Origin of the sequence: Pseudolabrys sp. FHR47, assembly GCF_005153485.1 — a bacterium.
In the GTDB taxonomy this organism is placed as follows: Bacteria; Pseudomonadota; Alphaproteobacteria; order Rhizobiales; family Xanthobacteraceae; genus Pseudolabrys.
In genome coordinates this window covers 1,772,289-1,785,136 of record NZ_CP039740.1, presented here as the reverse complement: position 1 = coordinate 1,785,136, position 12,848 = coordinate 1,772,289, and the positions used below count along the sequence as shown (strand labels likewise).

General features: G+C 65.2%; 16 protein-coding genes. 9 read left to right on the top strand and 7 right to left on the bottom strand.

Annotation, left to right across the window (positions count from 1 at the left end):
* Position 1 precedes the first annotated feature (1 nt).
* Positions 2-736: a cytochrome c biogenesis CcdA family protein gene (locus tag E8Q40_RS08765; protein ID WP_137044020.1), complete on the bottom strand. Its 735-nt coding sequence runs from the start codon at positions 734-736 to the stop codon at positions 2-4.
* A 103-nt stretch (positions 737-839) separates the two neighbouring features.
* On the opposite strand from E8Q40_RS08765, the gene E8Q40_RS08760 reads away from it, so the two are divergent.
* Together E8Q40_RS08760 and E8Q40_RS08755 are read left to right on the top strand one after the other, a co-directional pair.
* Positions 840-1,841, top strand: a complete 1,002-nt coding sequence (locus tag E8Q40_RS08760; protein ID WP_137044019.1) for a P1 family peptidase — start codon at positions 840-842, stop codon at positions 1,839-1,841.
* A gap of 38 nt (positions 1,842-1,879) precedes the next feature.
* On the top strand, positions 1,880-2,086 hold the full coding sequence (locus E8Q40_RS08755) for a KTSC domain-containing protein (RefSeq protein ID WP_137046645.1): 207 nt from the start codon (positions 1,880-1,882) through the stop codon (positions 2,084-2,086).
* Here the strand turns inward: E8Q40_RS08755 and E8Q40_RS08750 are convergent.
* Positions 2,083-3,327, bottom strand: a complete 1,245-nt coding sequence (locus tag E8Q40_RS08750) for an FAD-binding oxidoreductase (protein WP_137044018.1) — start codon at positions 3,325-3,327, stop codon at positions 2,083-2,085. The genes E8Q40_RS08755 and E8Q40_RS08750 overlap by 4 nt on opposite strands.
* Before the next feature lie 145 nt (positions 3,328-3,472).
* On the opposite strand from E8Q40_RS08750, the gene E8Q40_RS08745 reads away from it, so the two are divergent.
* The 3 genes from E8Q40_RS08745 to purB all read left to right on the top strand — a co-directional run bounded on the left by E8Q40_RS08745 (position 3,473) and on the right by purB (position 6,642).
* Positions 3,473-4,426, top strand: a complete 954-nt coding sequence (locus E8Q40_RS08745) for a Na+-dependent transporter (protein ID WP_137044017.1) — start codon at positions 3,473-3,475, stop codon at positions 4,424-4,426.
* Positions 4,427-4,505: 79 nt separating this feature from the next.
* A complete protein-coding gene (gene rpe, locus E8Q40_RS08740; protein WP_137044016.1) occupies positions 4,506-5,183 on the top strand; it encodes a ribulose-phosphate 3-epimerase in 678 nt (225 codons plus the stop codon).
* A gap of 148 nt (positions 5,184-5,331) precedes the next feature.
* Positions 5,332-6,642 carry an adenylosuccinate lyase gene (purB, locus tag E8Q40_RS08735; protein WP_137044015.1) on the top strand — a complete coding sequence of 437 codons (1,311 nt, stop codon included), beginning with the start codon at positions 5,332-5,334 and terminating at the stop codon, positions 6,640-6,642.
* A 33-nt stretch (positions 6,643-6,675) separates the two neighbouring features.
* On the opposite strand, the gene E8Q40_RS08730 is transcribed toward purB, so the two are convergent.
* The gene (locus E8Q40_RS08730) at positions 6,676-7,062 is read right to left on the bottom strand and encodes an SH3 domain-containing protein (protein WP_137044014.1); all 387 of its coding nucleotides are present in this window, start codon (positions 7,060-7,062) and stop codon (positions 6,676-6,678) included.
* A 122-nt stretch (positions 7,063-7,184) separates the two neighbouring features.
* Between E8Q40_RS08730 and murI the strand changes: the two genes are divergently transcribed.
* A complete protein-coding gene (gene murI, locus E8Q40_RS08725) occupies positions 7,185-7,991 on the top strand; it encodes a glutamate racemase (RefSeq protein ID WP_137044013.1) in 807 nt (268 codons plus the stop codon).
* Here the strand turns inward: murI and E8Q40_RS08720 are convergent.
* Positions 7,984-8,592, bottom strand: a complete 609-nt coding sequence (locus E8Q40_RS08720; RefSeq protein WP_137046644.1) for a TerC family protein — start codon at positions 8,590-8,592, stop codon at positions 7,984-7,986. The two genes, murI and E8Q40_RS08720, sit on opposite strands and share 8 nt — an antisense overlap.
* A 52-nt stretch (positions 8,593-8,644) precedes the next feature.
* Entirely contained in the window at positions 8,645-8,998 is a 354-nt protein-coding gene (locus E8Q40_RS08715; protein ID WP_137044012.1) for a hypothetical protein, read from the bottom strand.
* Positions 8,999-9,352: 354 nt separating this feature from the next.
* On the opposite strand from E8Q40_RS08715, the gene rpsD reads away from it, so the two are divergent.
* Together rpsD and E8Q40_RS08705 are read left to right on the top strand one after the other, a co-directional pair.
* Positions 9,353-9,970 (top strand): 30S ribosomal protein S4, encoded by a 618-nt coding sequence (rpsD, locus tag E8Q40_RS08710; protein WP_137044011.1) that lies wholly within the window; start codon positions 9,353-9,355, stop codon positions 9,968-9,970.
* A 95-nt stretch (positions 9,971-10,065) separates the two neighbouring features.
* Positions 10,066-10,980, top strand: a complete 915-nt coding sequence (locus E8Q40_RS08705; protein ID WP_246663044.1) for an MBL fold metallo-hydrolase — start codon at positions 10,066-10,068, stop codon at positions 10,978-10,980.
* Positions 10,981-11,042: 62 nt separating this feature from the next.
* Here E8Q40_RS08705 and grxD read toward each other — a convergent pair whose 3' ends face one another.
* Both grxD and E8Q40_RS08695 read right to left on the bottom strand, forming a co-directional pair.
* Positions 11,043-11,375 carry a Grx4 family monothiol glutaredoxin gene (grxD, locus tag E8Q40_RS08700; RefSeq protein WP_137044009.1) on the bottom strand — a complete coding sequence of 111 codons (333 nt, stop codon included), beginning with the start codon at positions 11,373-11,375 and terminating at the stop codon, positions 11,043-11,045.
* A gap of 187 nt (positions 11,376-11,562) precedes the next feature.
* Positions 11,563-11,793: a BolA family protein gene (locus E8Q40_RS08695; protein WP_137044008.1), complete on the bottom strand. Its 231-nt coding sequence runs from the start codon at positions 11,791-11,793 to the stop codon at positions 11,563-11,565.
* A 147-nt stretch (positions 11,794-11,940) separates the two neighbouring features.
* On the opposite strand from E8Q40_RS08695, the gene E8Q40_RS08690 reads away from it, so the two are divergent.
* Entirely contained in the window at positions 11,941-12,840 is a 900-nt protein-coding gene (locus tag E8Q40_RS08690) for a hypothetical protein (RefSeq protein WP_137044007.1), read from the top strand.
* Positions 12,841-12,848: the final 8 nt, after the last annotated feature.

The following is a 12,848-nucleotide window of genomic DNA, read 5'->3' as shown; positions in this document are numbered from 1 at the left end:
GTCACCCGATCTTCCCCAGCACCGGAAACGTCTCGAGCAGCCAGATACTCATGAGATTGATGCTGCCGGTGAGAAAGGCGATGCCGGTCAGTACCAGCAGGCCGCCCATCACCTGCTCGACGCGGTGCATGTATTTTTTAAAGCGCGCCAGAAACGCTGCAAACGGCTCGACCGCGAAGGCCGCGGCGACGAACGGGATGCCGAGGCCTAGCGAATAGACGGCCAGCAGGCTCGCGCCTTTCGTCACCGTCTGCTCGGACGCAGCGACCGCGAGAATGGCCGCGAGGATTGGGCCGATGCACGGTGTCCAGCCGAAGGCAAAGGCAAGCCCCATGACATAGGCGCCCCACAGCCCGACCGGCTGCACGATCTTTGCCCGCTTCTGCCGGTACAGCCAGGCGATCGGCGTCAGACCCAGGAAATGCAGGCCCATGACGATGATGAGAATGCCGGCAATGATCGACAGCGGCTGCGCATAGGCCCGGACCAGGCCGCCGAGCACGCTGGCGCTCGCGCCCAGCGCCACAAACACGGTCGAAAAGCCGAGCACAAAGAGCACCGCCGCCATTACCGTCTCGCGCTTGACGCGCGGTTCCGTCTCGCGCGCCTCGAAGCGCTCGAGCGAGGTGCCGGCCAGATACACGAGATAAGGCGGCACCAGCGGCAGCACGCAGGGCGACAGGAAGGAGACGATACCGGCGATCAGCGCGGCGAGGTAGGAAACGTCGGCGGACATGGATGGCGATATGCGCCCTGCAATGTGGCAATGGCAAGAGCATCGTGACCGTGGTTGCGGAGTTGTGATAAGCGGGTGATCGGAATCGAGAAGGGGCCCGATCATGCGCAACCTCATCACCGATGTCGAAGGCCTCCGCGTCGGCCACGCCCAGGACGACAAGCTCGCATCCGGCACCACGGTCATCATCTTCGACCGCGCGATTGTCGCGGCGATCGACGTGCGCGGCGGCGGCCCCGGTACCCGCGAGACCGCCCTGCTCGAACCGGCGCAGACCGTCGAGAGTGTCGACGCCATCGTGCTGTCCGGTGGCTCCGCCTTCGGCCTCGACGCGCCCTCCGGCACGCAGGCCTTCTTGCGCGAAAAAGGCCGCGGTTTTCGTATCGGCGACGCCGTCGTGCCGATCGTGCCCGGCGCCATCATGTTCGACCTGCTCAACGGCGGCGACAAGAACTGGGACCGGTATCCGCCCTATCGCGAATTCGGATATGAGGCGGCGCGTACCGCCTCGGTGGACTTCGCGCTTGGCAGCGTCGGCGCCGGGCTCGGCGCCACCACCGTCAACTTCAAGGGCGGCGTCGGCTCCGCGTCGGCGAAGACGCCCGGCGGGGTCACCGTCGGCGCCATCGTCGTCATCAATGCCGTGGGCACCGCGGTGGTCGGCGACGGACCGCATTTCTGGGCCGCGCCCTTCGAGCAGGATGCCGAGTTCGGCGGCCGCGGCATGCCGGCGCGCTTTTCGAAGAGCGACCTTGCCATCCGCGCCAAAGGCGGCCCGCAGAAAAGCGGGCCAAACCAGAACACCACGATCGCGATGATCGCGACCGATGCCAAGCTCAGCAAGGCGCAATGCAACCGGCTCGCTGTGATGGCGCAGGATGGACTGGCGCGCGCCATCTATCCGGTGCACTCGCCGCTCGACGGCGATGTCGTGTTTTCGGCCGCGACCGGAGACAAGGAACTGGCCGATCCGTATTACGCACTTGCCGAGCTCGGCATGGTGGCCGCCAATGTGATGGCCCGTGCCGCAGCGCGCGGTGTCTACGAGGCCACGGCCCTGCCCTTCAAGGGCGCGCTGCCGGCCTGGCGCGATCGCTTCGGCTGACACTGAAACCAATTCGCCGGCGTCGGCGTTTGGCTGTCATGCCATCGAGCGTCGTCGAAAACATCGCATACGAGAACGAGCACAGCCGGCTGACCGTGACCTTCGTCAGCGGCCGCGTGTACGAGTATTATCTGGTGCCACCATCGGTCGCCCAGGCCTTCCGTGCTGCGCGCTCGAAGGGCACGTACTTCAATCGGCACATTCGCGATCGTTATATCTGCCGCGAGATAACCTCGGCGGCTTAAAGAAACCGCTCCGCGGCGAAACCCTTCGGATCGAGGAACGGTGTTTCGCCGCGCATCATCTCCGCCAGCAGACGCCCGGTGACGGGACCCAAAGTCAGGCCCCAATGCGCATGGCCGATCGCAAGCCACATACCCTTCTGCCCCGGAGCGCGGCCGATGACCGGCCGTGAATCGGGGAAGCACGGCCGGGCGCCGAGCCAGGTCTGATCGTCGGCGCGCGGGCCGATCTTGTAGAGGTCCTTCAGCTTCGGCATGAAGCGGTCGAATTGCACCGGTGTCGGTGCCGCATCGCGCGCGGCGAACTCTGCGCCTGTCGTGACGCGAATGCCCTGCCGCATCGGGGTGACGAGATAGCCGTACTGAACGTCAACCACCGGCCGCGACAAAGGCGCACTGGCTTCGGTCTTGAAGTGGCGGTGATAGCCGCGCTTGAAACCCATTGGCAGCCGGATTCCGAAGCTCTTCAGGAGATCGGGCGCCCAGGGCCCGAGCGCGACGACTACTTCGGGCGCATCGATCGGGCCCTCGTCGGTCTCGACCCGCCAGTTGCTGCCGGAACGGTGCAGGCTGAGCGCATCGCCCTTGAGGGTGAAGCCGCCCAGCGCCGTGAACCGCGCCGCATAGGCTTTGGTCAGGGCCAGCGGATCGCTGAGGCTCACCGCGCTCGGCCAATAGACCGCATGCTTGAAGACCGGATTGAGCGACGGCTCCAGCTTGCGCGCGCCGTCCGGATCGAGAACCTCAATCGCCATGCCGAATTCGCGGGCCAGTTCAAGCTCCCGCGCCATCCCGCGGAACGCCGCGTCGCTGCGGTAGAGCTTGATCCAGCCATTGCGGCGCATGAGCTGCGTCGCGCCGGATTCGAGCATCAGTTCTTCGTGCTCGGGAATGGCGCGGGCGAACAGCGGACGGTTGATGCGCGCCGTCTGCTCGATGACTTTCGGGGCCGAAGCGGCGCGGAAAGCCAGCAGCCACGGCGCCACCCAGGGCAGAAAACTCAGGTGATAATTGGCGTCGCTGGCCTGTTTCAGCGCGATCCGCAGCAGCGCGCCGAAATCGTTCGGGAAGGCTGGCGGCAGGATGGTCGAGCTTTCGAGGACGCCCGAATTGCCGTAGGAGGTCTGTTCGCCCGGCCCGGCGCGCTCGATCAGCGCCACGCTCATGTTGCGCTTCGCGAACTGCAATGCGATCGAGGTGCCGACAATGCCGGCCCCGAGAACGATGACGTCGGTACGTGCCATGGAGTTTAGCCCGCCTTTTGTTCCTTTTGGCGCGTTACCGGACGGGGTTCAACCCTGTCTTTCGCAGAGGCGATCGCCGCTACCAATATGGATCGGGGCGCCCGGGCGCGCTATCAGAGCCGGGTACGCCGGGAGTTCGGGACACATGTCGCTTTCACGCTGGCCGCTGGCCGCGCTCGCCTGGCTTGGCCGGCAGGGAACGACCGCGCTTGCCCTGTCCATTTTTCTCGGCATCGCGGTGCCGCAGCTCGCCGCCTATGTGAAACCGTATCTCGGCGCGACGGTGTTCGTGCTGCTGCTGTTTTCCTACCTGCGCACCGACCCGGAAGCGCTGCGGCCTGTGCTGCGCTCGCCGCGCCTCGTCATCCTCGCGGCGCTCTGGGTCATGATCGCCGTACCGCTCCTGCTCGGATCGCTTTATGCGCTGGTTGGCCTGAGCGAGATGGCACCCGACCTCTTCCCGATCATGATCCTGCAGTCGGCCATCGCGCCGATCACCTCGACGGTCGCCTTCGCCGCGCTGATGGGGCTCAATATCGGCTTCTCGCTGGTAGCGCTGATCGCATGCTGCGCGTTGTCGCCGATCACCACGGTGGCCTTCAGTTATCTGTTTCTCGGCACCTCGCTGTTCACGCCGTTCGAACTCGGCAGCAAGCTGTTCGTATTCTTCTTCGCCTCGGGAATTCTCGCCTTCATCATCCGCCGAGCCGTCGGCCAGAGGCGAATCGAGGAGCAGACGCAGGTTCTCGACGGCCTCAACGTCATCGCCGTTTTCGTATTCGCCATCGCAGCCATGGAGCCGGTGACGCGCCATGTCGCCGCAGACCCGCTATTTGCGCTGAAGCTGCTGGGGATCATCGTCGCGATCGCCGTCGCGGTGATCGGCCTCACCGCGATCCTGTTCGCGCGCGCCGGCCTCGATCGCGCCATCGTAGTCGGCTTTCTCGCCGGCTTCCGCAATCTCGGCGCCGTGATCGGTGCGCTCGGTTCGGCCCTGCCCGACCTCGCCTGGTTCTATTTCGCGCTAGTCCAGTTTCCGATCTATATCTTCCCGGCGCTGCTCAAACCCCTGGCGAAACGGCTGCGGAAAAACCGTTAACAGCCGGGTTTTCCGGCATTTCCGAGCGTTGCCGCGGCCATTTCGCCGTGTTACGCGGACCGTGATCCGGAGACCCCGCATGACCCGTCCGCTCCTCATCGCGCCGTCGATCCTGGCCGCCGATTTCGCCAAGCTCGGCGACGAGGTGTGCGCCATCGACGCCGCCGGCGCCGACTGGATTCACGTCGACATCATGGACGGCCATTTCGTGCCGAACATCTCCTTCGGCCCCGACGTTATGAAGTCCGTGCGCGGCGCCTCGAAGAAGCCTTTCGACGTCCACCTGATGATTTCGCCGGCCGATCCCTATCTCGAGGCCTTCGCCAAGGCCGGGGCCGATGTCATCACCGTCCATGTCGAGGCCGGCCCGCATCTGCACCGGTCGCTGCAGGCGATCCGCGCGCTCGGCAAGAAGGCCGGCGTGGTGATGAATCCCGGCACACCCGCATCCTCCATCGAGAATGTCATCGACATGGTCGATCTCGTTCTCGTCATGTCGGTCAATCCCGGCTTCGGCGGCCAGGCTTTCATCCCCTCGCAGCTCGACAAGATCCGCGCCATCCGCGCCATGATCGGCGGCCGGCCGATCGATCTCGAGGTCGACGGCGGCGTCACTGCCGCCAATGCCGCCGACGTCGTGCGCGCCGGCGCCAATGTGCTGGTCGCCGGTTCGGCCGTGTTCAAGGGCGGCGCGTACAAGGAAAACATCGCCGCGATCCGTCAGGCCGGCAGCCTGCCCCGCGGCGAGGCGGCGTAGCTTCTTTCTTATCCCTCCCCTGAAAGGGGAGGGTCGAACTGCCGAAAGGCGGTTCAGGGTGGGGTCAAGCAGCCCCGCCAATGACCCCCACCCGCCGAGCGACGCTCGGCGACCTCCCCCTTGCAGGGGGAGGTAAGGAGACCGCGACATGATCCCCCGTTACTCCCGCCCCGAGATGACCGCGATCTGGTCGCCGGAAACCAAATTCCGCATCTGGTTCGAGATCGAGGCGCATGCCGCCTCTGCCATGGCCGAACTCGGCGTCATTCCGAAGGAAGCGGCCAAGATCATCTGGGATAAAGGCGGCAAAGCCACGTTCGACGTCGCCCGCATCGACGCCATCGAGGCGGAGGTCAAGCACGACGTCATCGCCTTCCTCACCCATGTCGCCGAGATCGTCGGCCCGGAAGCGCGCTACATGCATTCCGGCATGACGTCGTCGGACGTGCTCGACACCTGCCTCAACGTACAGCTCGTGCGCGCCGCTGACCTGCTGCTGAAAGATCTCGACGCCCTGCTCGCCGCGCTCAAGCGTCGCGCCTTCGAGCACAAGCTGACGCCGACCGTCGGCCGCTCGCACGGCATCCATGCCGAGCCGACGACCTTCGGCCTCAAGATGGCGCAGGCCTATGCCGAATTTGCGCGCGGCCGCGAGCGCCTCGTCGCCGCGCGTAAAGAGGTCGCCACATGCGCCATTTCCGGTGCCGTCGGCACCTTCGCGCAGGTCGATCCGCGCGTCGAAGCCTATGTCGCCAAGGCCATGGGCCTCGCGGTCGAACCGGTGTCGACGCAGGTCATCCCGCGTGACCGCCACGCCATGTTCTTTGCAACGCTCGGCGTCATCGCCTCGTCGATGGAGCGCCTCGCCATCGAAGTCCGCCACCTGCAACGCACCGAGGTGCTGGAAGCGGAAGAGTTTTTTTCCGAGAAGCAGAAGGGCTCCTCGGCGATGCCGCACAAGCGCAATCCCGTGCTGTCGGAAAACATCACCGGCCTTGCCCGCATGGTGCGCGCCTATGCGCTGCCGGCGATGGAGAATGTGGCGCTGTGGCACGAGCGCGATATCTCGCACTCCTCGGTCGAACGCATGATCGGCCCCGACGCCACCGTCACGCTCGACTTCGCGCTCGCCCGCCTGACCGGCCTGATCGACAAGCTCTTGGTCTATCCGGCCAACATGGAAAAGAACCTCAACAAGCTTGGCGGCCTCATCCACTCGCAGCGCATCCTGATCGCGCTGACCAAGGCCGGCGTCGCCCGCGAAGACGCCTATCGCCTCGTGCAGCGCAATGCGATGAAAGTGTGGGGCGGCGAGAGCAACGACTTCCTCGCGCTGCTCAAGGCCGATCCGGACGTGAAGAAGGCGTTGAGCGACAAGGAACTCGAGGCCAACTTCAACCTCGATTATCACCTCGCCCAGGTCGATACGATCTTCAAGCGCGTGTTCGGCGAAGCCTGACCGGGCGCGCCGACGAGCGCCGGCGCGCCTATCTTAGCGGCGCCAATGAGGCCCGCGCCATCCGCCACGGTGGCCGTGCCACTGATGTCGTTGCCAGCGCGGGGCGTTACCGAAGCTAAAGCCGAAGCTGACCGCCGGCGGCGGTGCGACATAGACCGGCGCGGCTGCATAGTAGCCACCGCCACCGGCGAGATAGCTGGCGCTGGCATAACCGACCGCGCCGCCCCAGTTCACGCGGCACCAGCTGCCGCTGCAGCCGATCACGTCCACATAGGCGCCGGCCGGCATGGTGCCGATGACGCGATAGCCCGTGCCGGGGCCGGCGCGGAGGTTGAGATCGTTGGTCACGGTGGCCGCGGCGGCAAGGCCGCCCGAGAGCAGAAAAGCGCCGGCGGCGATGGCGAGTGTCCTGATTTTCATGGCTGCATCCAATCCTTGATATCGAATCCTAAACTCTCGCCCCCTAGTCTCCTCAGGTAATGAACGGCCGCCGCGGCCGTTCCCTGCGCCGTCACCTTGCGAGCCCGTCGCCGATTGCCTCCATGCCGAACCTTAAAAAACGTCCAGAAAACGCTGCCCCGGTGGTGCTGATCTTCGATTCCGGTGTCGGTGGCCTCACCGTGTTCCGCGAAGTCGCGTCCGCGCGCCCCGACGCGCGCTATGTCTACGTCGCCGACGACGCCGGCTTTCCTTACGGCAATCAGCCCCCTGACGCGCTGATCAAGCGGATCGTCCAGGTCATTGGCGACGCGATCGCAGCGCACAATCCCGATCTCATTGTCATCGCCTGCAACACGGCCTCGACCCTGGCGCTGGCCGAACTACGGAAGAATTTCAGCGTACCCTTTGTCGGCACCGTGCCGGCCATCAAACCGGCCTGCGCCCGGTCGCAGACCAAACGCATCGCGGTGTTGGGCACGCGCGCAACGGTGTCGCTGGAATATACCCACGCCCTGATCCGAGAATTTGCATCCGGCTGCGATGTCATTCTCGTCGGATCGCCCCATCTGGCGAGCCTCGCCGAGCGTGAGCTGTCCGGCCTGCCGGTCGCGGACGCCGAGATCGCGGCCGAGATCGCGCCCTGCTTTGTCGATAACGACGGCCGCCGCACCGACACCGTGGTCCTCGCCTGCACCCACTACCCGCTGCTGACGGCGCGCTTCCGCAAGCTGGCTCCGTGGCCGGTCGAATGGATCGATCCGGCGCCGGCCATCGCGCGCCGCGTCGCCGACCTGCTGCACGAATGGAAAACGGCGGCGCAATCCGCGCCGCCGCAAATTTTCTTCACATCGGGTCGTGCGCCCCCGGCGCCGCTCGCGGCGGCGCTCAGAAGCTTTGGCTTCAACTGATCATCGCCACCGCGGCCTGCACGTCGACCGCGCCGCGCCAGATCATGTCCAGCGCCACATAGAGAATGATGGCGAGACCGACATAGGCGATCCAGCGGTGCTTGCTGAGCAGCCCGGCGATGAAGTTCGCCGCCAGGCCCATCAGCAGGATCGACAGCACGAGACCGAAGGCCAACGCGATGGGATGGTCGCGCGCAGCGCCCGCGACCGCGAGAACGTTGTCGAGCGACATCGACACGTCGGCGATGAGAATCTGCCAGGCGGCCTGGGCAAAGGTCTTGCGCGGCGCCACGCCGGAGATGGTGCCGTCGGCGTTGAGGTCGGCTTCTTCCAGAGCCTCTCTCGCATCCTCCTCTTCCTTGTGCGACGTCCGCAATTCGCGCCACATCTTCCAGCACACCCAGAGCAGCAGAATGCCGCCGGCGAGCAGCAAGCCGACAATCTGCAGAAGCTGGATGGCGACGCCGGCAAAGGCGATGCGCAGCACGGTGGCGGCGATAATGCCGACGATGATGGCCTTGCGCCGCTGATCGGCCGGCAGGCCCGCCGCGGCAAGGCCGATGATGACCGCATTGTCGCCCGCGAGCACCAGGTCGATCATGATGACCTGGGCAAATGCGCTTAAGGACTCAGGTGAAAACAATTGAGCGAAATCAACCACGCGATGGGCTCCGTTCCGGTAGCGGTTTCAGGTATTCGACGACAGGTTCGATTTCGCCGAGAATGGCCGCGGCGCAGCCGATCAGCGTCAACGCGCCGGCGATGTCCCAGCCATTGATCGGCTTGAGCGATGCGAACCGAGGCGACAGGTAGGCGGTGATGCCGATGGCCGCCGCCCCCGCCAGAGCGAGCAGGCTGAGTGCCGGCAGCACCAGCTCCGGCGGCAACAGCACAACCACGAGGGCAAAAGCGATCAGGAAGGCAATCGCCAGCGTCGGCACGAAATAGGGCTCGGCCTCGCTTGGCGTACCAGAATCGATTTGGCGATATGACTTATCCTGGCGCATCGGACCCACGTGGAGTTTTCAGTCCGACATCACAGTCTTGACGACTGCCAGAGGGGCCCGGCCTGACCGCGACAAAATGGTGCGGATACCGTGTGCGGGCAAGCGAAAATGGGCGAGTTCCGCTCGGGTTTTGCTATGAATCCCTGCGGCGGACCGACGCAGCCGGCGTTTGACATCGCCTCCGGCGGCGCTTAAAAGGCGGCCACCTCACGGGCCGATTGCGGCCCGTTTGGCGTTTCGCGACCCGCGACAAGCCCTTACGCTTTAAAGGACTTGCCTGTCGGTTCCGGGGTGACCCGGGACAAAGGAGGGCGCGTTTCCTCAACCCTTAATCACTGTCTTTATGAGGACGCGATGACCAAGCGTTTGGAATCCAAGTACAAAATCGACCGCCGCATGGGCGAGAACATCTGGGGCCGTCCGAAGTCCCCGGTGAACCGCCGCGAATACGGTCCCGGCCAGCACGGCCAGCGCCGCAAGGGCAAGCTCTCCGACTTCGGCGTGCAGCTCAAGGCCAAGCAGAAACTGCGCGGCTATTACGGCAACATTTCCGAGAAACAGTTCCGCGGCATCTACGACGAAGCCATCCGCATGAAGGGCGACTCGGGCGCCAACATGATCGGCCTGCTCGAGCGCCGCCTCGATGCGGTCATCTACCGCGCCAAGTTCGTTCCGACCGTGTTCGCCGCCCGCCAGTTCATCAACCACGGCCACGTCAAGGTGAACGGCAAGAAGGTCAACATCGCCAGCTACCGTCTCAAGGTCGGCGACGTCGTCGAGATCCGCGAGAAGTCGAAGCAGATGAACCTGGTCCTCGAAGCGCAGGCTTTGGCCGAGCGCGACGTGCCGGACTACATCGCCGTCGATACCGGCAAGATGACCGCGCAGATCGCGCGCGTGCCCTCGCCGTCGGACGTGCCGTTCCCGGTTCAGATGCAGCCGCATCTGGTGGTGGAATACTATTCGCGCTAAGCGACACGTCGCCTAGCACCAAGGCTGCCAAATCCCCTGCCCAAAAGGCGGGGGATTTGTTATTCATGGTCCTGAATATATCCGGGACCTTGGCCATGACCTCTCTGACCCGTCGCACGCTGCTTGCTGGCACTGCCGCCGCAGCGGCATGGCGTGCCCTGCCCGCTCTGGCCGCCGCACCGCATAGTTTCAAACACGGCGCGTTCGACGTCATGGTCGTCAGCGACGGCCATCTGGTTCTGCCAACCAGCTTCCTCGCGCCCGACGCCAAGGCGGACGAGCGTGCCGCCCTGCTCAAAGCCGCGGGCCAGACCGGCGACAGCTACAATTCGCCGACCAACGTCACCCTTCTCAAGCACGGCAACGATCTCATCCTCATCGACATGGGCTCGGGCGACCGCTTCATGCCGTCCGCCGGCAAGCTGTGGGAGAATCTGAAAGTCGCCGGCATCGACAAGGCCAAGATCACCAAGGTGATCTTCACCCACGGCCATCCCGATCATCTGTGGGGCGCCGTCGACGAACTTGACGAGTTGATGTTGCCCGATGCGGCGTTTTATGTCGGTGCGGCGGAATGGGACTTCTGGCACGGCGACAACGCGACGCGCGGACTGCCGGCCGAACGCGCCGGCTTCGTCACCGGCGCGCGGCGCAATTACGCTGCGATCAAGGACCGCGTCGTCATGATGAAGGACGGCGACGAGATCGTGCCCGGCCTGCAGATCGTGTCAACGCCCGGCCACACCCAGGGCCATGTCTCGATCGCGCTCAAGGGCAGCGAGGATCTGATCATCACCGGCGATGCCGTGGCGCATCCGACGATTTCGTTCGCCCATCCGGAATGGCGAACCACGGCCGATCACATTCCCGATCTCGGCGCGGCGACACGCGCCAAATTGCTCGATCGCCTCGCCACCGACAAGGCAAAGCTCATCGGCTTCCACCTGCCCTATCCGGGCACAGGCCATGTCGAAAAGAAAGACAACGCCTATCGCTTCGTCGCGACATGACAAAGCCGCTCACGACCGCAACGGGTCCTGAGCGGCTCTGACGAAAGGCGATAACGCGGCGATCAGGCCTGCGCGGTGGTAGCGACGCCGGCGTCTTTCAGCGCCTGCTGCAATTCACCAGCCTGGAACATCTCGCGGATGATGTCGCAGCCGCCGACGAACTCGCCCTTGATGTAGAGCTGCGGAATGGTCGGCCAGTTCGAATAGGCCTTGATGCCTTCGCGCAGGTCCATCGACTCCAGCACGTTCAGGCCTTTGTAGGGCACGCCGAGGTGGTCGAGGATCTGCACCACCTGGCCGGAGAAGCCGCACTGCGGAAACTGCGGCGTGCCCTTCATGAACAGCACCACGTCGTTGGACTTCACTTCGTTGTCGATGAACTGCTCGATGCCCATGGCGGCACGATCCCTTCGTTGCTTTGTCTGGCTCTCGTCTCCAGGGCGTCCTGGGCGCGCTCGGTGCGGTCGCGGGAGCCGGTCCCTGACCGCCGATATATGTAGCCCAGGTCGCCCTGCCACCCCAAGGGGGTCGGCGAAATGGGACTGAAACGATTGTTAATTCTGGCTTTTTGGAAGATTTGGCTCACGGCGTGCCGGTCTGTAGCGCCAGCGCGTGCAGGACCCCGCCCATATTGCCTTTGAGGGCGTTGTAGACCAGCTGGTGCTGCTGGACCCGGGTCTTGCCGGCGAAGGAAGGCGCCAGCACGGTGGCAGCATAGTGATTGCCGTCGCCGGCGAGGTCACGAATCGTGACCTGTGCGTCCGGAATCCCCTCCTTGATCAACCGCTCGATTTCACCCGCATTCATCGCCATTGCCAGAACTCCTTCACCGCCACACTACGCGACACCCGCGCCTGCGGCAGCCCTTACGGGGCTGTTTGCACGCAAAAAATGTCGAACTCGCGTCGCCGGACGTGGATGTTATAGTCGCGCAAATTGTCGCGCAGGGAGGGTCGGCCAATGGTGTTCGCGAGCAGCAGCAAGGTGTTTCGTTCGGCCGCTTTGGGCGGCCTGCTCGCACTGGCGCTGAGCCAGGATGCGGCGGCGCAAGTCACCGCCGAGCAGCAATCGGCCATCAAGGCGTCCTGCCGCTCCGATTTCATGTCGAAATGCTCGGGCGTGCGTCCAGGCGGCGCCGAGGCGCTGCAGTGCCTGCAGAAGAACGTGGCCTCGCTGTCGCCCGCCTGTCAGAGCGCCGTCAGCGCCACCTTGCCGAAGCCCGCGCCCGCCGCGGCAGCTGCGCCACCCCCAGCCGCGCCGGCGCCAGCCGCAGCCACGCCTGCGGCGCCACCGCCACCCGCCGCGGCAACCCCAACCATCCAGATGGCCAAGCCACCGGCCGCCACCATGCCCGCCGCTAGACCTGCCGCGGCGATGCCAGCGGCACGAGCCGCCACGCCGCCGGCTCCGGCCAAGCCCGCTCCGGCGCCTCAGCAGGCCGCCATGCCGCCCGCGGCTGACGCGCCTCCGCCACCGACCCCCGCGCAGATGAGCGCTATCAAAAACACCTGCCGCGGCGACTTCTCCCGCAACTGCAAGGGTGTGCCGCTCGGTGGGCCGGAAGCCATTGCCTGCCTGCAGGCCAATGCCGCCAAACTATCGCCGAATTGCAAAACGTCGCTGGCGGATATTGCGGATACCGCGGCACCGGCCGCACCCACGGCACCGGTTACACAGCGCCCCAACGCGCCGGTGGTGATGACGGCCGTGATCGGCCGCGCCTGCATGCGCGACCTGATCCGCCGCTGCCGCGACACCGGGGTCGGCGACGGCCAGAAGATCGCCTGCCTGCAGGCTAATGAGGCCAGCCTCGCGCCGCTATGCAAGGCGGCACTCAAGGGCACCGCGCCGATCCGTTGATCGCCGGA